22 protein-coding genes are annotated in these 25,586 nt (G+C 68.8%); 13 read left to right on the forward strand and 9 right to left on the reverse strand.

Translation table 11 applies throughout. The features are described from left to right. The first annotated feature begins 13 nt into the window (after positions 1-13). The 4 genes from tsaB to FVP77_RS16540 are packed head-to-tail and all read left to right on the forward strand — an operon-like array spanning position 14 to position 2,683. Positions 14-661 carry a tRNA (adenosine(37)-N6)-threonylcarbamoyltransferase complex dimerization subunit type 1 TsaB gene (gene tsaB, locus FVP77_RS16525; RefSeq protein ID WP_147895601.1) on the forward strand — a complete coding sequence of 216 codons (648 nt, stop codon included), beginning with the start codon at positions 14-16 and terminating at the stop codon, positions 659-661. Next, complete coding sequence (rimI, locus tag FVP77_RS16530; protein WP_147895602.1) at positions 658-1,155, forward strand: ribosomal protein S18-alanine N-acetyltransferase; 498 nt, start codon at positions 658-660, stop codon at positions 1,153-1,155. The genes tsaB and rimI overlap by 4 nt, the downstream gene beginning before the upstream one ends. Next, positions 1,146-2,201 (forward strand): tRNA (adenosine(37)-N6)-threonylcarbamoyltransferase complex transferase subunit TsaD, encoded by a 1,056-nt coding sequence (gene tsaD, locus FVP77_RS16535; protein ID WP_147895730.1) that lies wholly within the window; start codon positions 1,146-1,148, stop codon positions 2,199-2,201. The genes rimI and tsaD overlap by 10 nt, the downstream gene beginning before the upstream one ends. Beyond that, a complete protein-coding gene (locus FVP77_RS16540; protein ID WP_147895603.1) occupies positions 2,198-2,683 on the forward strand; it encodes a hypothetical protein in 486 nt (161 codons plus the stop codon). The genes tsaD and FVP77_RS16540 overlap by 4 nt, the downstream gene beginning before the upstream one ends. A gap of 26 nt (positions 2,684-2,709) precedes the next feature. Here the strand turns inward: FVP77_RS16540 and FVP77_RS16545 are convergent, their stop codons facing one another. Continuing rightward, positions 2,710-3,894: a class I SAM-dependent methyltransferase gene (locus FVP77_RS16545; RefSeq protein ID WP_147895604.1), complete on the reverse strand. Its 1,185-nt coding sequence runs from the start codon at positions 3,892-3,894 to the stop codon at positions 2,710-2,712. A 192-nt stretch (positions 3,895-4,086) separates the two neighbouring features. Between FVP77_RS16545 and FVP77_RS16550 the strand changes: the two genes are divergently transcribed. The 4 genes from FVP77_RS16550 (at position 4,087) to FVP77_RS16565 (ending at position 9,539) form a co-directional block, all read left to right on the forward strand. Then, positions 4,087-4,983 carry a hypothetical protein gene (locus FVP77_RS16550; RefSeq protein ID WP_147895605.1) on the forward strand — a complete coding sequence of 299 codons (897 nt, stop codon included), beginning with the start codon at positions 4,087-4,089 and terminating at the stop codon, positions 4,981-4,983. An 82-nt stretch (positions 4,984-5,065) separates the two neighbouring features. Next, positions 5,066-5,962 (forward strand): hypothetical protein, encoded by an 897-nt coding sequence (locus FVP77_RS16555; protein ID WP_147895606.1) that lies wholly within the window; start codon positions 5,066-5,068, stop codon positions 5,960-5,962. Positions 5,963-6,114: 152 nt separating this feature from the next. Beyond that, entirely contained in the window at positions 6,115-8,016 is a 1,902-nt protein-coding gene (locus tag FVP77_RS16560; RefSeq protein ID WP_147895607.1) for a dynamin family protein, read from the forward strand. After that, positions 8,013-9,539 (forward strand): dynamin family protein, encoded by a 1,527-nt coding sequence (locus FVP77_RS16565; protein WP_147895608.1) that lies wholly within the window; start codon positions 8,013-8,015, stop codon positions 9,537-9,539. Before FVP77_RS16560 ends, FVP77_RS16565 begins: the two co-directional genes overlap by 4 nt. On the opposite strand, the gene FVP77_RS16570 is transcribed toward FVP77_RS16565, so the two are convergent. From FVP77_RS16570 to FVP77_RS16585, 4 genes are all read right to left on the reverse strand, one after another. Further along, the gene (locus FVP77_RS16570; RefSeq protein ID WP_147895609.1) at positions 9,465-10,160 is read right to left on the reverse strand and encodes a hypothetical protein; all 696 of its coding nucleotides are present in this window, start codon (positions 10,158-10,160) and stop codon (positions 9,465-9,467) included. The two genes, FVP77_RS16565 and FVP77_RS16570, sit on opposite strands and share 75 nt — an antisense overlap. A 3-nt stretch (positions 10,161-10,163) precedes the next feature. Continuing rightward, positions 10,164-10,907 carry an IniB N-terminal domain-containing protein gene (locus FVP77_RS16575; RefSeq protein ID WP_147895610.1) on the reverse strand — a complete coding sequence of 248 codons (744 nt, stop codon included), beginning with the start codon at positions 10,905-10,907 and terminating at the stop codon, positions 10,164-10,166. A gap of 154 nt (positions 10,908-11,061) precedes the next feature. Further along, positions 11,062-13,578 carry a helix-turn-helix transcriptional regulator gene (locus FVP77_RS16580; protein WP_147895611.1) on the reverse strand — a complete coding sequence of 839 codons (2,517 nt, stop codon included), beginning with the start codon at positions 13,576-13,578 and terminating at the stop codon, positions 11,062-11,064. Positions 13,579-13,601: 23 nt separating this feature from the next. Next, complete coding sequence (locus FVP77_RS16585; RefSeq protein ID WP_187267002.1) at positions 13,602-15,437, reverse strand: Hsp70 family protein; 1,836 nt, start codon at positions 15,435-15,437, stop codon at positions 13,602-13,604. Between the two features lie 399 nt (positions 15,438-15,836). On the opposite strand from FVP77_RS16585, the gene groES reads away from it, so the two are divergent. The 3 genes from groES (at position 15,837) to FVP77_RS16600 (ending at position 18,810) form a co-directional block, all read left to right on the forward strand. Then, positions 15,837-16,133, forward strand: a complete 297-nt coding sequence (gene groES / locus FVP77_RS16590) for a co-chaperone GroES (RefSeq protein ID WP_116648660.1) — start codon at positions 15,837-15,839, stop codon at positions 16,131-16,133. Positions 16,134-16,346: 213 nt separating this feature from the next. Continuing rightward, positions 16,347-17,285: an EamA family transporter RarD gene (gene rarD, locus FVP77_RS16595; protein WP_147895731.1), complete on the forward strand. Its 939-nt coding sequence runs from the start codon at positions 16,347-16,349 to the stop codon at positions 17,283-17,285. A 247-nt stretch (positions 17,286-17,532) separates the two neighbouring features. Beyond that, a complete protein-coding gene (locus FVP77_RS16600; RefSeq protein WP_147895613.1) occupies positions 17,533-18,810 on the forward strand; it encodes an ABC transporter substrate-binding protein in 1,278 nt (425 codons plus the stop codon). 235 nt (positions 18,811-19,045) lie between these two features. Here the strand turns inward: FVP77_RS16600 and FVP77_RS16605 are convergent, their stop codons facing one another. The 4 genes from FVP77_RS16605 to FVP77_RS16620 form a co-directional block, all read right to left on the reverse strand. Further along, the gene (locus FVP77_RS16605) at positions 19,046-19,783 is read right to left on the reverse strand and encodes an ABC transporter ATP-binding protein (protein ID WP_147895614.1); all 738 of its coding nucleotides are present in this window, start codon (positions 19,781-19,783) and stop codon (positions 19,046-19,048) included. Next, on the reverse strand, positions 19,780-20,715 hold the full coding sequence (locus tag FVP77_RS16610; protein WP_246134159.1) for an ABC transporter ATP-binding protein: 936 nt from the start codon (positions 20,713-20,715) through the stop codon (positions 19,780-19,782). Before FVP77_RS16610 ends, FVP77_RS16605 begins: the two co-directional genes overlap by 4 nt. Before the next feature lie 73 nt (positions 20,716-20,788). Next, positions 20,789-21,769, reverse strand: a complete 981-nt coding sequence (locus FVP77_RS16615; protein WP_147895616.1) for a branched-chain amino acid ABC transporter permease — start codon at positions 21,767-21,769, stop codon at positions 20,789-20,791. A gap of 9 nt (positions 21,770-21,778) precedes the next feature. Next, positions 21,779-23,035 carry a branched-chain amino acid ABC transporter permease gene (locus tag FVP77_RS16620; protein ID WP_147895617.1) on the reverse strand — a complete coding sequence of 419 codons (1,257 nt, stop codon included), beginning with the start codon at positions 23,033-23,035 and terminating at the stop codon, positions 21,779-21,781. 333 nt (positions 23,036-23,368) lie between these two features. On the opposite strand from FVP77_RS16620, the gene guaB reads away from it, so the two are divergent. Continuing rightward, positions 23,369-24,871: an IMP dehydrogenase gene (gene guaB / locus FVP77_RS16625; RefSeq protein WP_147895618.1), complete on the forward strand. Its 1,503-nt coding sequence runs from the start codon at positions 23,369-23,371 to the stop codon at positions 24,869-24,871. Between the two features lie 18 nt (positions 24,872-24,889). Beyond that, on the forward strand, positions 24,890-25,531 hold the full coding sequence (locus FVP77_RS16630) for a TMEM175 family protein (RefSeq protein ID WP_147895619.1): 642 nt from the start codon (positions 24,890-24,892) through the stop codon (positions 25,529-25,531). The last annotated feature ends 55 nt before the right edge of the window (positions 25,532-25,586 follow it).

Raw genomic sequence — 25,586 nt, forward strand, 5'->3', positions numbered from 1 at the left:
TTATCCTGGACGAGTGTTCCTCGGCATCGATACCTCCCTCGGCACGTCCGCCGCCGTCGTCGAGGACGACGGGGTCATCGTCGCCGAAGCCTCGAGCGAGAACCCGCTCGGGCACGCCGAGGTGATCGGCGACCTGCTCGCGCGGGTCGTGGCGGAGGCGTCCGCGCCCCTGACGCATGTCGCGGCGGGCATGGGACCCGGCCCGTTCACGGGTCTCCGGGTCGGCATCGCGGCCGCTCGCGCCTTCGCCCTCGGGCGGGGACTGCCGGTCGTCCCCGTGGCGAGCCACGACGCCGTCGCCCTCGGCATCCTCCTGCGCAGAGCGCTCGTCGACGGCCTCGACGCCGAGTCCGCGCGCTTCGCCGTCGTCACCGATGCGCGCAGACGCGAATTCGCCTACTCGGTGTACGACGGGCTCGACGACGACGGCCTGCCGGTGCGATCGGTCGGCCCCACGCTCGTCCCGCGCGACGACCTCGATCGCGTCCTCGCGGAACTCGACGTCGCGCGAGTGGACGCCGCATCCGTTCCGGCGGCCATGGTCGCGCTGGTGGGTGCGCGCTCGCTCGCCGCCGGCCGGGAGGTGGCCGGTGCCGAGCCGCTCTACCTCCGCGCGCCCGACGTGACCGTCGGCGGCGCGCGAAAGCGGGTGGGCTCATGAACCTCCGCCCCGCCACCGTCGACGATCTCGACGCGATCATGGAGCTCGAACGCGCGTCCTTCCAGGGCGACGCCTGGTCGACGGCGGTCATGCGCGCCGAGCTCGCGTCGGAGCACAACTGGTACGTGGTCGCCGAGGCGCCCGGTCGTCTCGACGGCTACGCCGGACTGCGCGCACCCGCGGGGGGAACGGACGCCGACGTGCAGACCATCGCACTCGCGGAGTCCGCCCGTGGGCGCGGGCAGGGGAGGGCGCTTCTGCGCGAACTGCTGCGCGAGGCCGACCGCCGCCGCATCCGCGAGGTGTTCCTCGACGTCCGCGACGACAATGTCACGGCGCAGAACCTCTACCGCTCGGAGGGATTCGTGGAGATCGGCCGCCGACCCAACTACTACCCCGACGGCAATGTCGACGCCGTGGTCATGCGGCTCGACGTCGCGGGGTGGCGCGCCGCGACGAACCCGTCGCCCACCGACGCGGGGGCGTGCACGTGAGCGGGCCGCTGGTCCTGGGCATCGAGACCAGCTGCGACGAGACGGGCATCGGGATCGTCCGGGGCCGCGAGCTGCTGTCGAACACCATCGCTTCGAGCATGGACGAGCAGGCCCGCTACGGGGGCGTCGTGCCCGAAATCGCGGCCCGTGCGCACCTCGAGGCGCTGCAGCCGTCGATCGAAGCGGCGCTCGCCGAAGCATCCGTGTCCCTCGCCGAGCTCGACGCGGTCGCCGTCACGAGCGGCCCGGGTCTCGCCGGCGCGCTCATGGTGGGAGTGGGCGCGGCGAAGGCGCTCGCCGTGTCGCTCGGCAAGCCGCTCTACGCGGTCAACCACCTCGTGGGACACATCGCGGCCGACATCCTCACCGAAGACGCCGATCGTCTCGAATACCCCACGGTCGCGATCCTCGTCAGCGGTGGACACACCTCCCTCCTGCTGGTGCGCGACCTCACGAGCGACGTCGAACTGCTCGGCGAGACCGTCGACGATGCGGCGGGCGAGGCATTCGACAAGGTCGCCCGCGTGCTGGGGCTGCCCTACCCCGGCGGCCCCGAGATCGACCGGGCCGCGGCGCAGGGCGACCCGCTGGCGATCCGGTTCCCCCGGGGACTGTCGCGGGCGTCGGATATGGCCGAGCACCGCTACGACTTCTCCTTCTCCGGACTGAAGACCGCCGTCGCGCGCTGGGTGGAGCAGCGCGAGGACGCCGGTGAGCCCGTGCCCGTGGCCGACGTCGCTGCGTCGTTCCGGGAGGCCGTCGTCGACGTGCTGGTGACCAAAGCCCTCGACGCCTGCGCCCGTCACGGCGTGCCTCGCCTGCTGCTCGGCGGCGGCGTCATCGCCAACCGGCGGTTGCGTGACGTCGCCCTCGAGCGGGCCGAGGCGGCGGGCGTCACCGTCCGCATCCCGCCGTTGAGCCTGTGCACCGACAACGGCGCCATGATCGCCGCGCTCGCAGCGGAGCTCATCTCCGCAGGCCGGCAACCCTCTACCCTCGCGTTCGGTGCCGACTCGACCCTCCCCGTGACGGAGATCCAGGTATGAGCGATCACGAGCGTCTCGACGACGGCGTCCCCGTTCTGCCCGGGCCGCCGCCTCCGGTGCCCGATCTCGACGCGATATCGGCGTCTGTCGAACGGCGTCGCCGCGCTACAGTCCCCCCGCCGGAAGAGGTCGACCCCCGCGTCGAGAACGACGCGGTCTCACGGGCGCTCGTCGTCGATGACGCGGCCGTCGCCGACGCGGTGCCCGTCGCTGCCACGCAGGAGGCGCCGCTGCGCGCGCCGCGTCCTGTCGTGGGCGCGTGGGCCCTCGGGCTCGCCATTGTGTCGCTGGCGGCGTCGTTCGTCGGGGGATGGATGCTGCCGCTCGGGCTCGTTGCGATCGTGACGGCGATCGTCGCATCGCGTCGGCCGGTCGAGCGCCGGGGCGTCGTCGTCTGGGCGATCGTGCTCGGCGCGCTCTCGGTGCTCTACAGCGCCGGCTGGCTGCTCTGGGCCGCCTCGCGCGCGGGCCTCCTCGGCTGACCCGCGCCCGTCGATGGGGGAGCGGGTCAGGACACCCGGTCGGCGAGCAGCGCGAGACGGCGCGAGCCGATGCGCGTGAGCAGGAGGGTCGCGGAGTCGTCACCCCGCAGTCCGAGCTTCCCCCGTAGCGTCGCGGGATCGACGTCGACCCCGCGCTTCTTGATCTCGAGGGTGCCGATGCCGCGTGCGCGCAGCACTCTGGCCAGCGCGCGGGTGTCGGACGGCACTTCTTCTCGCACGCGGAACGACGAGACGAACGGGCTCGTCAGCGCCGCATCCGAGGTGAGGTACGCCATGCCGGGCGCGAGCATGCCGGCCTCGAGCGCGCGCGCGACATCGCCGATCAGCCGCGCGCGGATCACGGCCCCGTCGGGTTCGTGCACGAACGCACCCAGGTCGCGAACGGCTACGTCTTCGGCGTCGGCGGGGCTCGTGATCTCCCACGACTGCTCGCCCCTCGTGACGAGCGCGGCTCGTCGAACGCCCTGGCGGGCCAGCGCCCCCGACCACAGCACGAGCTCGACGGTCGAGCCGTCGGCGCTGACCCACTGCGCCTCGAGGTCGTCGGGGATCGCGTCGCGGTCGAAGGCAGGACCGAGCTTCATCCCACCCGGCAGACGCCGCAGCTGTGCGAAGGCCCAGTCGAGCGGCGGGGAGTAGTCGGAGGCCGCCACGCGACGGGTCTCCGTGTGCCCGGCCGTGCGGCGAGCGGGGTCGAGCCACACGGCGTCGACACCCGTCAGGTCGGTGGTCTCGGCCGTTCCATGCCGCACCTCGACGGCGTCGCCGAAGGGAGCCAGGTTGTACGCCGCGATCGCCGAGGTCACCTCGTCCGCGTCCACCGCCCGCACCCGCAGCCCCAGCGCTGCGAACCCCATCGCGTCGCCGCCGATCCCGCAGCCCAGGTCGGCGACCTGCGAGATGCCCGCGTCGCGGAACCGCGCCGCGTGCCGTCCGGCGATCGACAGGCGGGTGGCTTGTTCGAGGCCCGCCCTGGTGAACAGCATCCGCTCGGCGAACTCGCCGAACTTCGCCGACGCCCGGGTGCGCAGCCGAGCTTGGCCCACGACCGCCGAGACGAGGGCGGGGGAGTGGCCCGCGGCGCGAAGCCTCGACACCGTCTGCGCGACATCGCCGGGAGCGGCCGCCGTCTCGTCGAGAAGGCGGAGTCCGTCGGGGCTCAACAGGGCGGTCAGCTCGGCGATGTCCATCGGATCCACCCTAGGTCGGCGCCGCGGTGCCCACCCGCAAACCCCCTACCCGGGGATCCCCCGATCCCCGAAACCCCCTCGGGGCCCCCGGGAGGTCCCGGAGGCATCCCCGATGTGCGTGCGCGGGGCTGCTCCTACTTTGAGATGACACAGACCACTGTCGGGCTCCGGCCCTGAGCAAAGGGAATAGAAATGCCAGATGAGATCAACGTCGGCGCCATCACCGACTCGGGCAACTCGGAAGAGACCACCAACTCGCTGTCGGCGACCATCGCCGGTTCCTTCAACGAGGACAACTCGGTCAACGACTCCGGCAACCTGGGTGTCGACGTGAACGACTCGTTCAACGAGACCACCAACACCGAGGTCACCAACGAAGACTGGGACATCGACAACTCGGGCAACACCGAGACCGTCACCGAAGACAACTCGGTCAACGACTCGTTCAACGACGAGTCCGACAACTCGGTCAACGACTCCTTCAACGACGAGTCGGTCAACGACTCGAACAACACCCTCACCTACACCTCGTGGGACGACCACTCCATCAACGCCGGCAACCGCGAGTACAACACGGGCTTCGGCGACCTGCACTTCGGCGGCGCAGCCGGTGCGGCAGCAGCCGGTGGCGGAGAGACCCACATCTGGAGCCAGAGCACGATCGTCGACCAGTCGGTCAACAGCAACATCGTCTCCGGCGGCAGCGTGACCGGCCTCAGCGCCAACACCGCCAACGTCGCTTCGGGCGAAGGCGCGATCGCGGCCGGCGGCGACATCTCGCTGTCGACCACGATCGACACGTCGACGAACATCGACGCGGGCGGCGACGTCAACATCGGCAACGAGACGACGGTCAGCAACGTCATCGGCTCGGGCAACTCGTACCTCGACGAGTCGGTCACCACCGACGAGTCGGTCGTCATCGACGTGGACGGCTCGTTCAACGACTACTCCGACAACTACGACCTGTCGGACTCGTTCAACGACTTCACCGACATCGACAGCGACCTCACGGTCAACGCCGACGTCGACCTCGTCGCCGACAGCGACGGCTCCGCGATCATCGACGGATCCGACTTCACCTTCTGATCGATCGACCCGGTCGCCGCGACCACGCGGCGACCGGGTCATCCACCCCCCCACTTCGGAACACTCCTAGAAAGACACGGATATGCCTGACTTCTTCGCTGAAGACATCGACAACTCGTTCAACCAGTCCGAGACCAACAACACCGTCGGAATCGACCTCGACACCGTCGGCAACGTCGACAACTCCACGAACGACAGCGACAACGTCGACGTCGCGCTCGACAACGTCGGCAACGTCGACGAGACCAACACCGAGACCAACACCACCATCGGTGTGACCGACTCGTTCAACGAGTTCCTCGAAGAGACCGACAACTCGATCAACAACTCGGGCAACGACCTCTCCGACAACTCGATCAACGACTCGGGCAACGACAGCTCGATGAACAACTCGGGCAACTCGTACAGCTTCGACATCACCGACGACCACTCGATCAACGCCGGCAACCGCGAGTACAACACCGGCTTCGGCGACCTGCACCTCGGCGGCGGCGCCGGCGGCGGCGGCGACCTGTGGATCAACAACTCCGCGACGATCGTCGACCAGTCGGTCAACGGCAACATCGCCGCAGAGGGCGACGTCGCTTACGGCTCCGCCAGCACCGCGAACGTGGCGTCGGGCGAGGGCTCGTGGGCTGCCGGCGGCGACATCACGGTCGACCAGTTCCGCGACGACTCGACGAACATCTCCGCCGACGGCGATGTCAACATCGGTAACACCACGACGATCTCGAACGAGCTGTTCTCGAACAACTCGTACACCGACTCGTCCGAGTACACGGATGCTTCGCAGGACTGGGACATCACCGACTCGTTCAACGACGACTCGACCAACGTCGCCGTCGACAACTCGTTCAACGACGAGCTGACCGAGACGAACACCAGCACGTGGGACATCGACGCCGACGTGATCTGGGGCAGTGACGACTCCGTCATCGCCGACGACGTGAGCGTGGACGTCGACTTCGACGCTCTGTGAGCACTCCCGTGACGGTCTCCGCGACCTGATCCAACCGATGACCCCGGTGGCTGCCCCTGCCACCGGGGTCATTGCTCCGTTCACGGCCCTGTGAACAGCAAAACAGGCGACAATGGCATCACCCCGATGTGATGCGACGAAGGAGATCTCGGATGAGCCAGACCGTTCCTGCGACGACCGATCAGAGCACCACCGCGGGGGATGACACCTCTCCCACCGCGGTCGAGCTGGCCAATAAGGATCTCGTGGTCCTCGTCGAGCGCACGAAGGGCTTCACGTCGGTCGCGGGGCGCGAAGACCTGGCCGAACGCCTCGACCAGACCCGCGCCCGTCTCCTCGACCCCCAGGTGCGCGTCGTCATCGTGGGTCAGTTCAAGCAGGGCAAGAGCAAGCTCGTCAACGCGCTCGTCAACGCGCCGGCCTGCCCCGTCGACGACGACGTCGCCACCAGCGTGCCGACGTTCGTCTCCTACGCGGACGAGGCGTCGGCCGTCGTCCTCACCCGCGACGACAGCGGGGTCGAGCCCCGCGTGGAACGCACGACCATTCCCCTCGCCGATCTCGCCGAGTACGTCTCGGAGCGCGGCAACCCGAACAACGCCCGCGACATCCTCGCCGCCGAGGTGATGCTTCCTCGGGAGATCCTCCGCGGCGGTCTCAAGCTCATCGACTCGCCCGGGGTCGGCGGGATCGAATCGACCCGTTCGGTGAGCACCCTGGCCGCTCTGTCGACCGCGCACGCCGTGCTGCTGGTGTCCGACGCGTCGCAGGAGTACACCGAGCCCGAGGTGCAGTTCCTCAAGCACGCGCTGCGGGTCTCCCCGAACGTCGCCGCCGTGCTCTCCAAGACCGACGTCTACCCCGAGTGGCGACAGATCGAGCGCATCGACCGGTCGCACCTCGGCGCGGTCGGCGAGATCCCGATCTTCGCCGTCTCGAGCGACCTGCGCCTGACCGCGGCCGACGAGCAGGACCGAGAGCTCAACGAGGAGTCCGGCTTCCCGGCTCTCGTGTCGCACCTCCGTCGCGATGTTCTCGGCAAGGCCGAGGCGCTGCACCAGCGTGCCGCGATGCACGACCTCATGTCGGTCACCGACCAGCTCTCGCTCAGCGTCAAGACCGAGCTGAACGCCCTGCTGCACCCCGAAGACACCCCGCAGATGATCGCCCGTCTCGACGAGGCCAAAGCGCGGGCCGACGAGTTCCGCGGGCGCTCCTCACGGTGGCAGGTCGCATTGGGCGACGGGATCGCCGACCTCATCTCCGACACCGAGCACGACCTCCGCGACCGACTCCGCAAGGTGCAGCGCGAGGCCGAGGCGGCCATCGACGAGGGCGACCCCGGTCCGATCTGGGACCAGATCACCGAGTGGCTGGATCAGCGGGTCTCCGCCGCGGTGTCCGAGACGTTCGTCTGGACCAACGAGCGGTCGCAGTGGCTCGCGGAGCGGGTCGCCGAGGAGTTCATCACCGAGGAGGCGGGCATCCCCCTCATCCGCGTCGGCGAGACGGACGGCCTGCTCGACCCCGTCGAGGAGATGCAGGGCATCGCCTCGGGGCGCATGGGCGCTGCCGAGAAGATCTACATCGGTGTCCGCGGCTCCTACGGCGGCGTGCTGATGGCGGGTCTCGCGACCAGCCTGGTCGGACTCTCGCTCCTCAACCCGATCTCGTTGCTGGTGGGTGTCGTCGTCGGCCGCCGTGCGTATAAAGAGGACATGTCGAACCGCCTCAACCGCCGGCAGGCCGAGGCGAAGAACCTCGTGCGCCGTCACATCGAGGACGTCGTGTTCCAGGTGGGCAAGCAGCTCCGAGACCGTCTGAGGTCGGTGCAGCGCGCCGCACGCGACCACTTCGGCGGCATCGCCGACGAGCTGCACCGTTCGCTCTCCGACTCCGTGCTCGTCGCCAAGCAGGCGGCGGTGACCTACCAGAGCGATCGTGACTCGCGCGTGAAGCAGCTGGAGTTGCATCTCAACCGCATCGACGCGCTTCGCAAGGAGATCCCGGCGCTCGTCGTCGGCGAGAGCTCTCCGAAGAAGTCCATCCGATGAGTCGGGCGGGCCTCGCCGACGCGGCGACCCTCGTTCAGGAGGCTCTCGAGCTCTACGCCGACGACCGTGTCGCGGTCGCGGCACTCGAGAGGCACGCACGCCGGCTGCGCGAGCCGCTGCGGCTCGCCGTGGCCGGCATGGTCAAGGCGGGCAAGTCGACCGTGTTGAACGCTCTCATCGGCGAGCAGATCGCTCCGACCGACGCCGGCGAGTGCACGAAGATCGTCACGTGGTACCGGTATTCGGTCTCTGCGCGCATCACCGCCCACCTCAAGAGCGGTGGAGAGACGCGCCTGCCGGTCAAGCGCACGGACGGTGCGCTGGTGATCGAGCTGGGCGCGTTGACGGCCGACCAGGTGGAGTGGATCGAGGTGGCGTGGCCCTCCGAGAGCCTGCGGTCCCTCGTCATCATCGACACCCCGGGTATCGCCTCCCTCTCGCAGGATGTCTCCGCTCGATCGCACGCCTTCCTCGCCCCCGACGACGCTCCCTCCGACGCCGACGCCATCCTCTACCTGCTCCGGCACATCCACGCGTCCGACATCGGTTTCCTCGAGGCCTTCCGCGACAACGCGGCCGGTTCGTCGCAGACCGTGAACGCCGTCGCCCTGCTCTCTCGGGCCGACGAGATCGGCTCCGGTCGCATCGACTCGCTGCTCTCGGCCGCTCGCGTGGCGGACAGGTACCGACGCGACGGCGAGCTGAGGGCCCTCGCCCTCGGCTGCATCCCTGTGGCCGGTCTCCTCGCCGAGGGCGCGCGAGCGCTCCGCGAGAGCGAGTTCGCCGCGTTCCGTGAACTCGCGGGCCTCGACAGGGCGACGCGAGACCGGATGCTGGTATCGGTCGATCGATTCACCCGACCCTCCACGGCGACGACCCTGTCGGTGGAGGAGCGCAAGCGCCTCCTCGCTCGCTTCGGCATCTTCGGCGTGCGTCTGGGGTCCGCGCTGGTCCGCGCGGGAGCATCCAGTTCGACCGACCTCGCCCAGCGCCTCGTGCAGCAGAGCGGGTTGCTCGAGGTGCAGCAGTTCATCGTCGAGCAGTTCCGGGCCCGAGCGTCCGTGCTCAAGACACGCGCCGTGCTGGCGGGTCTGGAAGACCTGCTGCGCGACAAGCCCCGCGACGGCTCCGACGACGTGCGTGCCGGCCTGGAGCGCCTCGTGGCGACGAATCACGAGCTGCGCGAACTGGTGCTGCTGTCGGAGTTCCGAACGACGATCCCGCGGCTGGCGTCCGCGGACGCCGCCGAGGCCGAGCGCATCATCGGCGGGTCGGGCACGGCGGTCGCCGCGCGCCTCGGGCTGACCGATTCGGCGCGCACCGACGAGGTGCGCGAGGCGCTGGCCTCGTCGCTCGCCAAGTGGCGGACGCTCAGCGAGTCGCCGCTGAGCGACCGCGCGACCGTCGAGATCTGCCGGGTGGTGATCCGCAGCCTCGAGGGGATCGCCTCACAGGTCGGAGCTGCTGCTCCCGGAGCCGATCGGTCCACGGCGGACGTCGTGGCCGCGGGCAGTCCAGCGTAGGGCCGGCGGGAAGAGCCCGATCAGCAGGCCCAGGAGGGCCAATCCGAGCTGGATGAGCATGATCCGCTCCAGCGGGATGCCGCGATCGCCGACCGCCAGCAGCTCGCGCGCGATGAGCACGACGCCCGCTTGCGTCAGAAGGACGCCGAACTGCCACCAGCGCACGTTCGGGCGGCGGTTGGAGAACGACACCTGCAGCATGATCTGGATGAACAGCAGCAGTACCTGCATGCCGAAGATGACCCAGAAGATGATGTCGGCTGCGGCGGTATAGGTCTCATCGGCCCGCGTCGCGTCGACGGCCTTCACGATGTCGATGATCGCGGGCAGCTGCGCCTCGCGGATAACGAACATGTAGACGACCACCACGGCACCGACGGCCATGCTGAGGATCCAGGCGACCTGACTCAGGCCGACGGTGAAGGGGAGGGGCAGCTTCACGATGACGGGTGCGCCGGGTTTGTCGGCCACCGACGGCCGCGCGGGCGGCTTGCGCTCCTCGAAGTCGTCGTCGTCATCGGGCTCGTTGCCGCGGCTCGCGGGGGTATACGCCCGGGAACGGGCGAGGGCCCGGCCCGCAGAATCATCGGATCTGCGGGCCAGGCCGTCGGACTGTGCCATCGACTAGAAGGTGTCGTCTGCCGACGAGTCGTCCACGATGACGGTGTCGGTCGAGTCGAACACCGCGTCGCTGTTGACGGTCGTGTCGACGTCGGTCGTCTCGGTGGACGTGTCGTTGAGCGAGTCGTTCACATCGACGTTGGTCGAGCTGTCGTTCGCCGAACCATCGAGCGAGACGTCGGTGGAGTTGTCGGTCGTGGTCGACGCATCGGTGTCCTCGTTGTACGAGTCGTCGATGTCGGTGACGTCGGTGTCGTTGCCGACATTCGCGTCGCCGCCGGCGTTGATGTTCGTCGAGTTGTCCTGCGTCTTGTCGATGGCGATGTCGTCACCGGCAGCCATCGAGCCGTCGCCCGAGGCGACGTTGGCCTCGTTGTCGAAGACCTGGTTGACGTCGCCCTCGGCCCAGATGTTCTGGTTGACCGACTGGTCGATGATCGTGTCGCGGTCATCGATCGACGTGAACTGGTTCGTGATGTTCTTGATCTCACGCACCACCGGGTTGTCGGGGGTGTGGTGGTCGGGGGTCGGCGCCGGAGTGGGCTTCGGCGAGGGGATGACGTCGTGACGCTCCACCAGCACGGGGGCGACCGAGCACACATCTGCATGGCTGACGGAACTGAGCCCACGCGAGGCCAGCATCCCATCGGGATCCTCCTCGAACTCTGCGGCGGCCTCGGGGTCGCGCAGAAGGCTCAGGATGAATTCGATCAGCGCGTCGGCGACACTGGCCAGGGTTACGCTCATGCTCGGCTCCTTATGAAGATCTTTGTATTCGAACAGTACGACCGGCGCGCGATTCGCGCGTCGGGGTTACCCCCGAAGAGGTGAGAACCCCAGTAGGGGTTCCGGGGGGAAGCTAGGGGAACGGTGCTCTCGGCCCGCCCGGTAGCGACGCCGTTCATGCGGAGACCCGTGCCCGCGCGGAGGAATCCTCCGCGGTCAGGGCGGCGCGCAGCTTGGCGATCAGGTCGGAACGAGTGGTCGCCCCCAGGCGCCGGCGGATGCGGGCGATGTGGTGCTCGGCCGTTCGCGGCGAGATGAAGATCGATTCGCCGATCTCCACGTAGGTCTTGCCCTGCAGCACGAGCTCGGCGACCTCGCGCTCGCGGGGGCTCAGCGAGGCGCCGGGAGTCGCGGGGGGAGTGGACACGGTCTGCTCCTCCGACTCTGCCGGTGCCGAGGCCGCGCGCGGATCCTCGCGGGGATGCAGCTGTCGCGCGCACGCCAGCAGGCGCGAGATCGCGCGCTTGTCGTCCGTACGGCCGGCGGCGTGTCCGGCGAGCCGTGCGCCGTCCCACGCGAGTCCGACCGATGCGAGGCCGAGCGCCGCGGCCTCGACCACGTCAGGGTCGACCTTGCCGGCGAGCACAGCCGTCCAGACTCTGCCGGCCTGCGCCATCTGCGCGGCGAGCGGGTTCGTGCCGGCCGCCTCGACGAGCGCCCGAGCGTGGGGGCGAAGATCATCGGGCTGCCCGCGGAGGATGCCGCGTTGGATGCCGGTCCAGTGCAGGGGAACGCCCCATACGCTGCCCTTGCTCAAACGGGCGACGTTCTCGAGCGCACGCTCGAAGTGGGGGTCCATGCGGGCCTCGTCTCCCACGCGGACCGCCGCCAGCACGAATTCGCCGAGGGGGAGGATGCTGAGAACGTCGAACTGCGATCGCATGACGTTCGACCGTGCGCGTCGCCACTGCGCGGTCAATTCGCCGAGATCGCCGTACCGACGTGCGATGGCCACGGAGAGGGCGCTCGCGAGCGTCGCGTCGCGGGGTGAGAGCGGCCGGGGGGTCGCCAACGCCTGCGCCAGTGCGGCCTCGGCATCGGCGCGGTGCTCGCACTGCAGCGACACCCACGAGCTCCACAGGAGCAGACGCGGGCGGGCCCAGGGCCCACCGTGACCGCGGGCGACCGCGTCGGCGATGACCGAGTGAGCGACGTCGAGCTCGCCGATGTTCAGCGCCATCAGCGTCGCGATGACGGCAGGCAGCTCTCCGATCGGCGCCGCGGTTCCGGATGCGGTGTACACCTCTGCGGCGCGCACCAGATCGACCAGTGCGTACTGCGCCGAACCGGTCGTGCTCTCCTGGACTCCTCGCGCCACCAGGCCCAGGGAGACGGAGAGGGTGGACGGCATCGCCGGCGCTCCGTCATGGACCTTCTTCGCGTCGTCGAGGGCGACGGGGTCTCCCGCAGCCAGTGCCACGGTGGCAGCCCGGGCTGCCGAGTCGCTTCCGAGACGACCCGAGGCGCGGTAGACCGCTGCCGCCGATTCGAAGTCGCCGCGGGCGGCCCATATCGACGCCGACAGGTCGATGGCGCGGTCGCGGTCGGGGTGAGCGGTGCCGAGGTCGATCCCCTCCAGGAGAGCCGCGGCCGTATCGATGTCGCCGGCCACCCAGGCGGCCGATGCCTCGCGGATGCGCACCGACAGCGGATCGGCTCCGGCCCGGCCGGCCCGGCGGAAGAGCTCCGCCGCCGCGGCGGCGTCCCGAGACAGACTCGCGTCGCCCTGTCGCAAGAGCATGGCCGCGATCCGGTCGTCGCTGATGCCGTCGACGATCCCGTCCTCGAGATCGGACGCGGTGGGCGTCGATGCCACGTACAGGTCGACGATGCGGGCGATGGGGAGTGTCGCACGTACCGCGTCGATCACCAGGGGGACGGGTCTGCCGTTGCGCTGCAGCATCCCTTCGCTGAATCCTGCGAAGAGCAGTTCTTCCGACGCCGTGGCCGCAGAGGAGGGCGAGAGGCTGACGGCGACGACGGCCTCGGCCACCGCCTCGTCGATGCCCGCGAGCCGGTGGGCGATGACGTCCTGCAGATCGCCCGTGATGTGACGGTGGTCTCCCGAGCCGTCGCAGCCCGCGTCGTGCACGCGGATCGCCTCGGCGACGAGCCACGGCGTTCCCGCCGTCAGAGCGAGGATCGCTTCGACGCACGCGTCTCCGAGGCCGGGCAGCTCGGCCAGGTCGTGGTGGCTCAGATGACCGAGCACGACAGCGGGGTGCGCGCGCTCGATGGTGTCGGCGAGCTGACGCATCACGGCGGTGCGAGGCCAGGGCCGGGAGGCCACGACGATCTGCGCAGACGGATCGGCGAGCCAGTCGATCAGCGAGCCGAGCCTGCGTTCGTCGAGCCGGTGCGCATCGTCGACGAAGAGAACATCGGCGCCATCGAGTTCGGCGGGATCGGAGTTCGCCCGAAGGAGGGCCGACGTCACCCCGCGGTCGGTCAGTCGCCGGCGGGCGTGGCGCAGCAGGAGCGTCTTGCCGGAGCCGGCCGGACCGGTGATGATCGCCCGGCGCGGTTCGTCCCCGGAGTCGATCAGCGCATCGAGCTGCGCGCGCGCGGCACCGCCCCACACGGGGGCGACGGATCCGAGCGTTGCGAGGTCGAAAGGGCGTGACGGTGTCATGACGTTTCCCCCAGTCATCCGCGTCAGACGGCCGAGGCGGTCTCGGTGGGGGTGCTCTCCGGTGCCGGAGCCGGAGCCTCGGTAGCCGGCGGTGTCTCCACCGTGGGCTCGGGGTCGGGTGTGACGGGCGGGGTCGACGGCTCCTGCGTGGGTTCGGTCGTCGGCGGCGTGGTGACCGGCGGTGTGCTCGGTTCCTGGGTCGGCGTCGTGGTCGGGGTCGTCGTCGGCGTGCTCGGCGTCGTCGTCGGGGTGGTCGAGCCGCCACCGGTCGAACCGCTCGGCGTGCTCGGTTGTCCGGTCGACGGGCTGCCGCCCGAGCCCGTGGCGGGGTTCGAGTTCGAACCCGCCTGGTTCGACGTCGAGGGGTTCGTCGCTGCGTTCGGCTTGCCGGAGGCGCGCGTCGGCGTCTTGGAGGTGTTCGACTTCGAGGTGTTCGTCTTGGGCTTCTGCGCAGAGTTGTTGGGTGAGGACGGCGCGGCGATCTCGAGAACCGGGACGTCGCTGATCGGTGCGTTGACGCCGAAGGGCGTCTCGACGATCTCATCGTCGGAACCCATCGCGGAGAGGCTGCCGGCGGCGAGGGCGTCGTTGAAGAACGCGGCGCCCGAGCCGGAGGCCAGTACCGGCTGATCGGCATTGCCCGCCAGGGCGGCGACGCCCGAGAGCGTCACACCCGCCGCAAGGACGACGACGCCCACCGTGACGGCCGCGGCGGCGGGTCCGCGTCCGAACCAGCGGACGCGAGACTTCTGCTGAGGCCGGGGTGCGGGTACGTGCCGGGCATCGTCGAGCAGCGTCGACAGCTCTTCGGCGGGGTCGGCCTGCGCGCGGGCGAGTGCCGGGGGGAGCTCCTCGCCCTCGAACTCGGCGGCCGCGGCGCGAGCGGCACCGAACGCGACGACGGCTTTCGGGTCTGCGTCGACGGCGATCGCGACGTCGACGCGCTCGGAGAGCAGCTGGGCGACGCGGGGGATGCGCGACGAACCGCCCACGAGGAGGATCGCGTCGAGGCGATCCGCGCGGACGGACGCCGATTCGATCGACTGCTCGAGAGCGTCGGTCGTGCGCTCGATCTGCGCCTCGATCATCGCCTCGAACTCAGCGCGGGTCACGCGCACCGAGGTCGAGCGCCCCCCGAGCAGCACGGGGATTACGGTCTCCGAGTCGAACGAGAGCGACTCCTTCGCATCGACGCACTCCCGGCGGAGGGCGGCGAGGGCGACCCGTGCTCCCGGGTCGGTGGCCAGGACGTCCGCGGAGATCCCCGCGGCCGTCATCACGTGCCGCAGGAGCAGGTCGTCGAAGTCTGCGCCGCCGACGTCGGACAGACCCGACGCGGGGGAGACGATCCGCAGCGCGCCCTTCTTGTCCTTGCGCACGACGACGGCGTCGAACGTGCCGCCGCCGAGGTCGTAGACCGCGAGCGCCCGACCGGTCTCGAGCGGATTGACGTGGTCGTAGTGACGCGCCGCAGCCTCCGGCTCGGGAATGAGGTTCACATCTCGCCAGCCCTCGTGGGCGATGGCGGCGCCGACGCGCTCGGAGCGGTACTCGCCCCAGGCGGCGGGAACGGTCACGCTGATCGCCGACGGTGAACGGCCTTCGCGCTCGATCACCGTCTCGGTGACCCAGGTCACCACGTGCGCGTAGAGCTGCTCGGCGGTGAAGCTCTGATCGCCCGCGACGACGGGCACGTCGTCGCCGACGCGCCTCTTGAACTCGCGGATGAGTCTGTCGGGCTGTGTCAGCCCACGGCGCTCCGCGGCATCGCCGAAGAGCAGGCCGCTCTCGCCGACGAACACCGCCGTCGACGCATGGTCGGAGTGCCTTCCCAAGGGCACCGAAGTGACTGTCGTCATTCCCCCGGAATGCTGCGAGACAGCCGCAGCCGTCCGAGTCATTCCCACATCGATCGCAAGAAAATATGGAGCACGCATGTAACCGAATTCCCCCTCGACGAGCGCGCGCTAACGCCTCGCCAAGAAACCGAAGCACCATAGCTTCGGGTTCTCTTCCAGTGCCGGATCGTGCCCCTTACGACTCCGACGTCGTTTGGACATGATTACACACGCCCGCGGAGGAGAAAAGGGGGGTAGCGCTCGGGGCGCACGATATGCAATACGCGGTCACATCAGGACGCGCACTGGCACTCGCGTTGCGAGAGTGCCAGCACTTCCCTAGACTCGGGTTTAGCACTCTCCCCGTGTGGGTGCTAATGAGTCTTCCGTACCGAAGCGTCAAGAAAGAAGAGGTAGACCGTGTCGGTTTCCATCAAGCCGCTCGAAGACCGCATCGTCATCCAGCAGGTCGAGGCTGAGCAGACCACGGCGAGTGGTCTCGTCATCCCCGACACCGCCAAGGAGAAGCCCCAGGAGGGCGAGGTCGTGGCTGTCGGCCCCGGCCGCATCGACGACAACGGCAACCGTGTTCCGATCGACGTCGCCGTCGGCGACCGCGTCATCTACAGCAAGTACGGCGGCACCGAAGTGAAGTTCGGCGCCGACGACTACCTCGTGCTCTCGGCGCGCGACGTCCTGGCGGTCGTCGTCCGCTGATCGTCTCCTCGTGAGTCGGGAAAGGCCCGGATGCTTCGGCATCCGGGCCTTTCTGCGCGCGACGAACACACGCACGTGCCGTGTGGGGCGGTTCCTCCGTTGCAAGGGGCGCGTACGAAGGAACCGTCGTGATTGTTTCGGCGCCGACGGTCGATCGGATTGACCCCGCCGCGGGCCTAGGCTGGCAGCGTGAACGACCGTGCCGGTGCTTCCCTGACCGCGACGCGGACCCCCTCCCGTGAGATCGCGATCGGCGGCGTCTACGCCTTCGTCGCCTACCTCCTCTGGGGATTCCTGCCTCTCTACTTCCTGACCCTCGCGCCCACCGGCGCCTGGGAGGTCGTCGCCTGGCGGATCGTGCTCTCCCTGGCGTTCTGCGCCATCCTGCTCTTCGTCGTCCGCGGCTGGTCTGCGCTCTGGCGGATCGTCCGGCAGCCCCGACTCCTCGGGCTGACCGCCCTCGCCGGAGCACTCATCTACGTCAACTGGCAGGTGTTCCTCCTCGGCACGCTGAGCGGTCACGTCATCGAGACGAGCCTCGGATACTTCATCAATCCGATCGTCACGGTGCTGCTCGGGGTCCTCGTTCTGCGGGAGCGACTGCGCATCACGCAGTGGATCGCCATCGGCATCGCCGTGGTGGCGGTGCTCGTCATCGTCGTGGGCTACGGCACGTTCCCCTGGATCGCGCTGTCGCTGGCCTGCTCCTTCGGGCTCTACGGCCTCGTGAAGAAGAAGATCGGACCGGCCGTCGACGCCGTCAGCGGCCTCACGCTCGAATCCTTCTGGCTGTTCCCCATCGCGATCATCCAGCTGTGCGTCGTCGCGGCCACGAGCGGGCTCACCCTCTTCACCGCCGGTGCCGGCCATGCGGCGCTTCTGCTCATGGCGGGCGTGTTCACCGCGACCCCTCTCCTCTTCTTCGCGGCGGGCACCCGGCGCGCGCCCCTCACCCTGGTCGGGCTCCTGCAGTTCGTCGCGCCCGTGCTGCAGTTCGTCACCGGGGCCTGGCTGCTCGGCGAGCCCATGCCGTTCGAGCGGTGGGTCGGGTTCGCGCTGGTGTGGGTGGCGCTGGCCGTCCTGACCGTGGACTCGCTCATCGCCGCGCGGCGCGGCCGGGCCGCCGTCTCGGATGTCGCCGAGCTGACCTGATCTCCGCCGCGGCGCCGCGCGCAGCGTCCGTCGAATGTGCCCGATTCCGCCCGGAGAGCCCGAAATCGGGGTCTCGCCCGGCCGAAACGGGCACTTTCGACGTTTCGCGAGGGTCGGCGCATAACGATTAGGTCGCGTTACACATCGTTAACGAACGGCAACACTGCCGAGACGAACGGCCGAATAGGTTTAGGGCACTGGGCCGGTCCCCGAATCGCGCCCGCAATCATTCACAGCAAGGAGCAACATGAGCGTCATTTCACGTTCGCGTGCCGGCAAGGTCCTGGGCGGCATCGCCCTGGTCGGTGTCAGTGCGCTCGTCCTGGCCGGCTGTGCCGGTGGCGGCGGAACCGCGGAGTCGTCGTCGCCCAACGCAGAGGTTGGTGGAGACCTGACGCTGAAGATCGGCACCGCGCTTCCGCAGACCGGCAACCTGGCCTTCCTCGGCCCGCCCGAAGAGGCTGGCGTCGCCTACGCGGAGTCCCTCATCAACGCCGAGACCGCTACGACGGGTCTCACGCTGGAGACCGTCTACGGCGACTCCGGTGACACCGACAACAAGGCCTACGAGACCACGATCCCGCGCCTCCTGGGCGAGGACGTCTCGGCGATCATCGGAGCGGCGTCCTCGGGAACGTCGCTGCAGTTCATCGACCAGGTCGTCGGTGCAGGCGTCATCCAGTTCTCCCCGGCTAACACCTCGGACGCGTTCACGACCTACGACGACAAGGGGCTGTACTTCCGCACCGCCCCGTCGGACGTCCTGCAGGGCGAGGTGCTGGGTAACCTCATCGCCGAGGGCGGCGCTCAGACGCTCGGCCTCATCGTTCTGAACGACTCGTACGGCACCGGTCTCGCCAAGTACGTCTCCGAGGCCTTCGAGGCCGCCGGCGGCGAGGTCGTCGCGGAGTCGACCTACAACACGGGTGACACCACGTTCGACTCGCAGATCAGCGAGGTCCTCGCGGCCGCGCCCGATGCGATCGCTCTGATCACCTTCGACGAGGTCTCGACGATCCTGCCGAGCCTGTTCGGTCAGTTCCCCTCCGACGGTCTCTACTTCGTCGACGGCAACCTGAAGAACTTCGGCGAGGCGTTCCCCGCCGGCTCCCTCACGGGTGCCAAGGGCACGCTGCCGGGTCTGTCGATCGACTCGATCGGCGACTTCACGTCGGCGCTCGACGAGTTCCAGGCCGCCGAGGGGCGCCCCGCGCTCGAGGACTACAGCTACGCGGCGGAGTCGTTCGACGCCACCGTGCTGCTCGCTCTCGCATCCCTCGCGGCCGGTTCGACCGACTCCGAGGCCATCGCGGCGAAGCTGCAGGAGGTCTCCGGCGGTTCGGGTGACGGCACGAAGTGCGAGTCGTACGCCGACTGCGCCGCGATCATCCTCGACGGTGGCACGGCCGACTACGACGGCATCTCGGGTCCGATCACGTTCGACGAGGTCGGCGACCCGACCGAGGCGTCGATCGGCATCTACGAGTTCGGCGAAGACAACAACTACGTCGCATACGAGGGCTGATCCTCAGCATCCGCTCGAAAGGAAGGGCCCCGGTCTTCGGACCGGGGCCCTTCCCCGTGCGTGCGGCTCTACCCGGCGAGTACGCCGCGCTCTGCCCTGACCGCGCTGCCTGCACCCGCACGAACTCAGGCTCAGAGGGCAGCGGACAGGCGACACGCACCTCCCCGGGGCGCGGCGGCACGCGCATGAAACTGCCATCCGAACCCTGTCGGGCCGGATGGCAGGTTCGTGACGGCTAGACGCCGAGCGTGCCGAGGTAGAGCTCGGTGACCTTCGGGTCGTTCAGCAGCTCGCGACCCGTGCCGGTGTAGGCATCACGGCCCTGGTCGAGCACGTAGCCGCGGTCGCAGATCTGCAGGCATCGGCGGGCGTTCTGCTCGACCATGATGCAGGTCACGCCGGCCTTGTTGATCTCGGAGACGCGGATGAACGCCTCGTCCTGGCGGACGGGGGAGAGACCCGCCGACGGCTCGTCGAGGAGCAGTACCTTCGGGTCCATCATCAGCGCGCGGCTCATGGCCACCATCTGGCGCTCGCCGCCCGAGAGCGACCCCGCGCGCTGCTTCAGACGCTTGCCCAGCTCGGCGAAGATGCCGGTGACGAACTCGAGCCGCTCCTTGTAGATCTTGGGGTTCTGGTAGAGCCCCATCTGCAGGTTCTCTTCGATCGTGAGGCTGGGGAAGACGTTGTTGGTCTGGGGGATGAATCCCACGCCGCGACGCACCAGCTTGTCGGCCTTCAGCCCCGTGATGTCGTCGCCCTGGAGCGAGATGGTGCCGCCGCGGACGTTCACCTGTCCGAAGATGGCCTTCAGCAGCGTCGACTTGCCCGCGCCGTTCGGCCCGATGATGCCGATGAGCTCGCCCTGCTCGGCGACGAGCGAGCAGCCGTTGAGGATGTTCACCCCGGGCAGGTATCCGGCGTGGACGTTGTCGACGGCCACGACGGGCGTGGCGGTGGCGGTGGCGCTCATGCGCGGTTCCCTTCGTCTTCGGCCACGCCTTCTTCGACGAGGACCGTCGCGTCGGCGTCGACGGATGCTTCGGCGTCGGTGGTCGGGTCGGCATCGACGACCGCGACACGGCCCGTGACGACACCCAGGTCGAGGTCCTGGTGGGCGCCGAGGTAGGCGTCGATCACGGCGGGGTTCTTCATCACCGAGAGCGGATCTCCCTCGGCGACGATGCGACCCTCCGCCATCACGACGACCCAGTCCGCGATGTGGCGGACCATGTGCATGTCGTGCTCGACGAAGAGCACGGTCATGCCGAGGTCTTTCAGGTCGAGGATGTGGTCGAGGAGCGACTGCGTCAGGGCGGGGTTCACGCCGGCCATCGGCTCGTCGAGCATGACCAGGGTCGGATCGGTCATGAGCGACCGCGCCATCTCGAGGAGCTTGCGCTGCCCGCCCGAGAGGGATGCGGCGAAGTCGTCGGCCTTGGCGTCGAGCTTGAACTTCGCGAGGAGCTTCATGGCCCGCTCTTCGATCTCGTCGTCCTGCTTGCGCCAGATCGCGGGGATGAGCCCCTGCCAGAAGTTCTCGCCGCGCTGCTTGCGTGCGCCGAGCTTCATGTTGTCGATCACGGTGAGCAGCCCGAGCGCTTTGGTGAGCTGGAAGGTGCGTACGAGGCCCATCCGCGACACCCGGTAGGCGGGGATCCCCGAGAGCGACTTGCCCTCGAACGTCCACGACCCGCTGTTGGGCTTGTCGAAGCCGGTCAGGAGGTTGAAGAGGGTGGTCTTCCCCGCACCGTTCGGGCCGATGAGGGCGGTGATGGCGCCGCGGGGGACCTCGAGGTGCTCGACGTCGACCGCGGTCACACCCCCGAACGACCGGGTGATCCCGTCGGCCACGATGATCGGGTCGACCTTCTTGACGCCCGGGACGGCCTCTCCGACGTGCAGGCCGGTGGCCTTCGCGCGCGGAGTGGGCGCGGTGAGGGGGGCGGGCTCGAGCGGAGCGTCGCTGGGGGAGGCGCTATTTGACAAAGGTCAGCTCCTTCTTGTTGCCGAGGATTCCCTGCGGCATGAAGATCACGAGCAGCATGAGCGCCACACCCACGAGGATGAAGCGCACCGTTCCCGCCTGGATCTCCGACATGAACGGGAGGATGCCCGCGCCCACGAGAGCGGGGAGGACGTTCGAGAGGAAGGTCTGCAGCACCCAGAAGATCAGCGATCCCAGGAGTGGTCCGAAGACCGTCGCCGCGCCGCCGAGGAGGAGCGCGGTCCAGACGAAGAAGGTCAGCGACGTGACGTAGACACCGGGGCTCACGGCCGAGGGCAGCGCGTAGACGATGCCGCCCGCCGCGGCGAGGACCCCGCCGAGCACGAGCGCCTGCAGCTTGTAGGAGAAGACGTTCTTGCCGAGCGAGCGCACGGCGTCCTCATCCTCGCGGATGCCCTTGAGCACGCGACCCCAGGGGCTCCGGGTGACCATCCACACGACGAGGGCTGCGATGGCGAGGGTGACGAGGCCCGTGATGCGCACCCACCAGTCGGTCTCGTTGTAGGTGAACGGACCGAAGCCGTAGGTGCCGGCCGGGATCGGGTTCGACGACCGGAAGCTCTGGTGGTAGCCGCTCAGGCCGTCCGCCGAACCGGTGACGTCTTCGAAAGCCGTCGTGAGGAACAGCAGACGCACGACCTCCGCGGCGGCGATGGTGACGATCGCGAGATAGTCGCCGCGCAATCTCAGCGTGGGTATGCCGAGGATGAGGGCGAACACGGCGGAGGCGACGAGTCCGATGAGGGCTGCGAGCCACCACGGGAGTCCGAAGCTCAGGACGGAGATGGCGTACCCGTAGGCGCCGATCGCCATGAAGCCGGCGATACCCATGTTGATGAGGCCGCCGTAGCCGAAGTGCACGGCCAGGCCGAGAGCTGCGAGCGCATAGCCGAGCGTGGCCGGGCTGAGGATCGAGGATGCGGTGTTCGAGAGGATCTGGAGCCAGTCCATGATTCGCGCCTAACCTATTCTTTCGCGGCGGCCGAGGATGCCCTGCGGGCGGAACAGCAGGATCACGATGAGGACGACCAGCGCCGTGGCGTACTTCAGATCCGAGGGGACGCCGAACAGGGTCGAGACCTCGACGAGGAGGCCGACGATGATCGAGCCGACGAGCGCGCCGAGCGCGGTACCGAGCCCGCCGAGGGTGACGGCCGCGAACATGAGCAGCAGCACCTGCGCACCCATGTCCCACTTGATGCCCGGGCGGTAATAGGCGTAGAGCACACCGGAGAGGGCCGCGAGGCCCCCCGCGACGACCCAGACGACCCGCACGACGTAGTCCACGTCGATGCCCGATGCCGAGGCGAGCGACGGGTTGTCGGAGATGGCACGAGTGGCCTTCCCGAGTCGCGAGAACGTGAGCCAGAGGGCGAACGCGACGATGACGACGATCGAGATGGCGATGGAGACCATGTCGATCACGCTCAGCTGCACGACCCCGAACAGCGGGATCTTCGGCTCGGACGCGTACGGCAGCTGGCTCGTGCCGCCGCCGATGAAGTACTGGAAGACGTACCGCATGGCCAACGAGAGGCCGATGCTGACGATCATCAGCTGGACGGCTCCGACCCGCTTTCGCCGGAGTGGTCGCCACAGGATCATGTCGAGGATGAGTCCCAACGCGCCGCCGAGGATGACGGCGAGGGGGAAGCCCAGCCATACGGGGAGCGCGAGTGTCGCGGGCCCCACGAGGAACAGGGCGATGACGGCGCCGAAGGTGACCATCTCGCCGTGGGCGAAGTTCGAGATGCCCGTCGTGCCGAACACCAGGGAGAGCCCGACCGCCGCGAGGGCCAGCATGAGGCCGAAGCTGAGGCCCTGGACGACGCGCTGCACGAGCTGATCCGCGAAGCCGGTGACGCTGCGCTCTCCCTCGCCGATGAAGAAGTTGACGCTGACGCGACCGCCGGCCCCCATCTCCGCTTCCTTGACGTTCGGGCTGTCGTCCTCGGGATCGACCACCGCGATGCCGTCGGGGAGGGTCGTCTCGTCGAGCGTGACGACGTACTCCTCGCCCCGCTCGGGTACGCCGACGCGCCATTGGCCTTCCGCGTCGGTCTCGACCTCCTGCTCGCCGCCGGGGCCCGTCACGACGAGCACGACGCCCTCCAGGGGCGCCCCGTCGAGCTGAACGTTGCCGCTGATGCGGTAGGGGTCGTCCTCGGCCGCGTGCGCCGGCGTCACACCGGCGAAAAGCCCGAGCAGAGTCAGCATCAGTGCGATGACTGCTGGGATGACTCCCGCGCGAACTCGTGGTGGCGCGGTGGTGGTGGGTCTCACGGATCCTCCAGTCGGGGGCGCCGACATCGAGTCGCATCGGCAATGATGAAGACGTTACGAGCGTAATGTGTCGTCGGTGTTTCACAGCGAAACCCGAAGATCGCACGAACGCTGAGGGGAATACTAGGTCGGTCACGGTCGTGCCGGGGTATTTCCGGGAATGAACACGTAGGCCGCGCGTTTAGAATCGATACCGGCGCGTGTGAAGCGCACCGGCCGTCGTCGTCCTTTCGAGCAACGCGCCGCGCGCGCAGGAGAACGAGAACCATGGAGCACAACGACCCCTTCGGATTCGTAGGTCTCACCTACGACGACGTCCTCCTCCTTCCGGGACACACGGACGTGATCCCCAGCGAGGCCGACACCTCTTCGCGGGTGTCGCGGCGCATCACGGTGGCGACACCGCTGCTCTCGAGCGCGATGGACACCGTAACCGAGGCGCGTCTCGCCATCGCGATCGCGCGCGAGGGCGGTTTGGGCATCATCCACCGCAACCTCTCGATCGAAGACCAGGCGGCGCACGTCGACCGCGTCAAGCGCAGCGAGTCGGGCATGATCTCCGACCCGATCACCACGACCGCCGACGCCACGATCGAGGAGGTCAACGACCTCTGCGCGAAGTACCGCATCTCCGGTCTGCCCGTCGTCGACGACGACGGCCGCCTCGTCGGGATCGTCACCAACCGCGACATGCGCTTCGTCTCGGGCTTCGAGCGCCAGACCACGCTCGTCAAGGACGTCATGACGACCGAGGGCCTCATCACCGGCCCCGTCGGCATCAGTGCGAACGAGGTCATCGCGACGTTCGCGAAGCACCGCGTCGAGAAGCTCCCGCTCGTCGACGACGACGGCAAGCTCGCCGGACTCATCACGATCAAAGACTTCGACAAGAGCGAGAAGTACCCCCTCGCCACCAAGGACGAGCACGGCCGTCTCCGCGTCGGCGCGGCGATCGGCTTCTTCGGCGACGCGTGGGAGCGCGCCGAGGCCCTCCGCGACGCGGGCGTCGATGCGCTCGTCGTCGACACCGCCAACGGCCAGTCGGCCGGCGTGATCGATCTGGTCCGCCGGCTCAAAGCCGACCCGACGTTCGACCACATCGACGTCATCGGCGGCAACGTCGCCACCCGGGAGGGTGCGCAGGCGCTCGTCGACGCGGGCGTGGACGCGGTGAAGGTGGGCGTCGGACCGGGCTCCATCTGCACCACCCGCGTGGTCGCCGGTGTCGGCGTTCCGCAGGTCACCGCCGTCTACGAAGCATCCCTCGCTGCCCGTGAGGCGGGCGTGCCGGTGATCGCCGACGGTGGTCTGCAGTACTCGGGCGACATCGCCAAGGCCCTCGTCGCCGGTGCCGACACCGTGATGCTGGGCTCGCTCCTCGCCGGAACCGACGAGTCGCCCGGCGAGATCGTCTTCCAGGGCGGGAAGCAGTTCAAGCAGTACCGCGGGATGGGCTCCCTCGGAGCCATGCAGACGCGCGGCAAGAAGACGTCGTACTCGAAGGACCGGTACTTCCAGGCCGACGTCCCCAGCGACGACAAGCTCATCCCCGAAGGCATCGAGGGGCAGGTCGCGTACCGCGGCCCCGTCGCCGCGGTCGCCTATCAGCTCGTCGGAGGCCTGCGGCAGTCGATGTTCTACGTCGGCGCCCGCACGATCGACGAGCTGAAGGCCAAGGGGAAGTTCGTCCGCATCACCGCGGCAGGTCTGAAGGAGTCGCACCCGCATGACGTGCAGATCGTCGTCGAGGCGCCCAACTACAAGAAGTAGCGGCGCTACGCTGTGCGGATGTTCGCGCGGCGTACGCATCCGGATGCCACCCAATCGACGGGTCGGCTCGAGGCTTTCACCGACGGGGTGTTCGCCATCGCGGCGACCCTGCTCGTGCTCGATCTGACGTCGCACTCGATCGGGACGGTGGCGTCGGACGGCGACCTGCTCGCCGGCCTGCGCGACATGAGCGGGCTGTTCCTCAACTTCGTGCTGAGCTTCGTGCTGCTGTGCCTGCTGTGGATGACACACACGCAGCAGTTCGAGAACGTCGCCCGCGTCGACGGCGTGATCGTCTGGCTCAACAACGCCCGGCTGCTGTTCATCGTGCTCATCCCGTTCGTGACGGGGCTCACCACGGAGTACTCGGCGTTCCTCATCGGCCGGGTCGTGATGCCCGTGACGTTCTTCTTCGCCGTCGTGATCAGCTGGCTGCAGTGGATGTGGGCCTGTCGCCACAGGGAACGAATGCTGCCGGACCTCACCGACGTCCAGGCCGCCGCGATCGGGCGGGCCGGGCTGAGCGCCGCGATCATCTCCGTCGCCGTCATCGCACTGTCCACCGTCGCGGGGTCGATCGCGTTCGTGCTCTTCTTCCTCGATCCGGTCGTCACCCGGCTGCTGCAGCGCGGTCTCCCGCGCGACTCCGCCGCATCCTGACTCCGCGCGAGACACCCGAATCGGCCCCGACGCGCCGCCTGGCGGTGGGTCTCGG

Source organism: Microbacterium hatanonis (assembly GCF_008017415.1).
Lineage (GTDB): Bacteria > Actinomycetota > Actinomycetes > Actinomycetales > Microbacteriaceae > Microbacterium > Microbacterium hatanonis.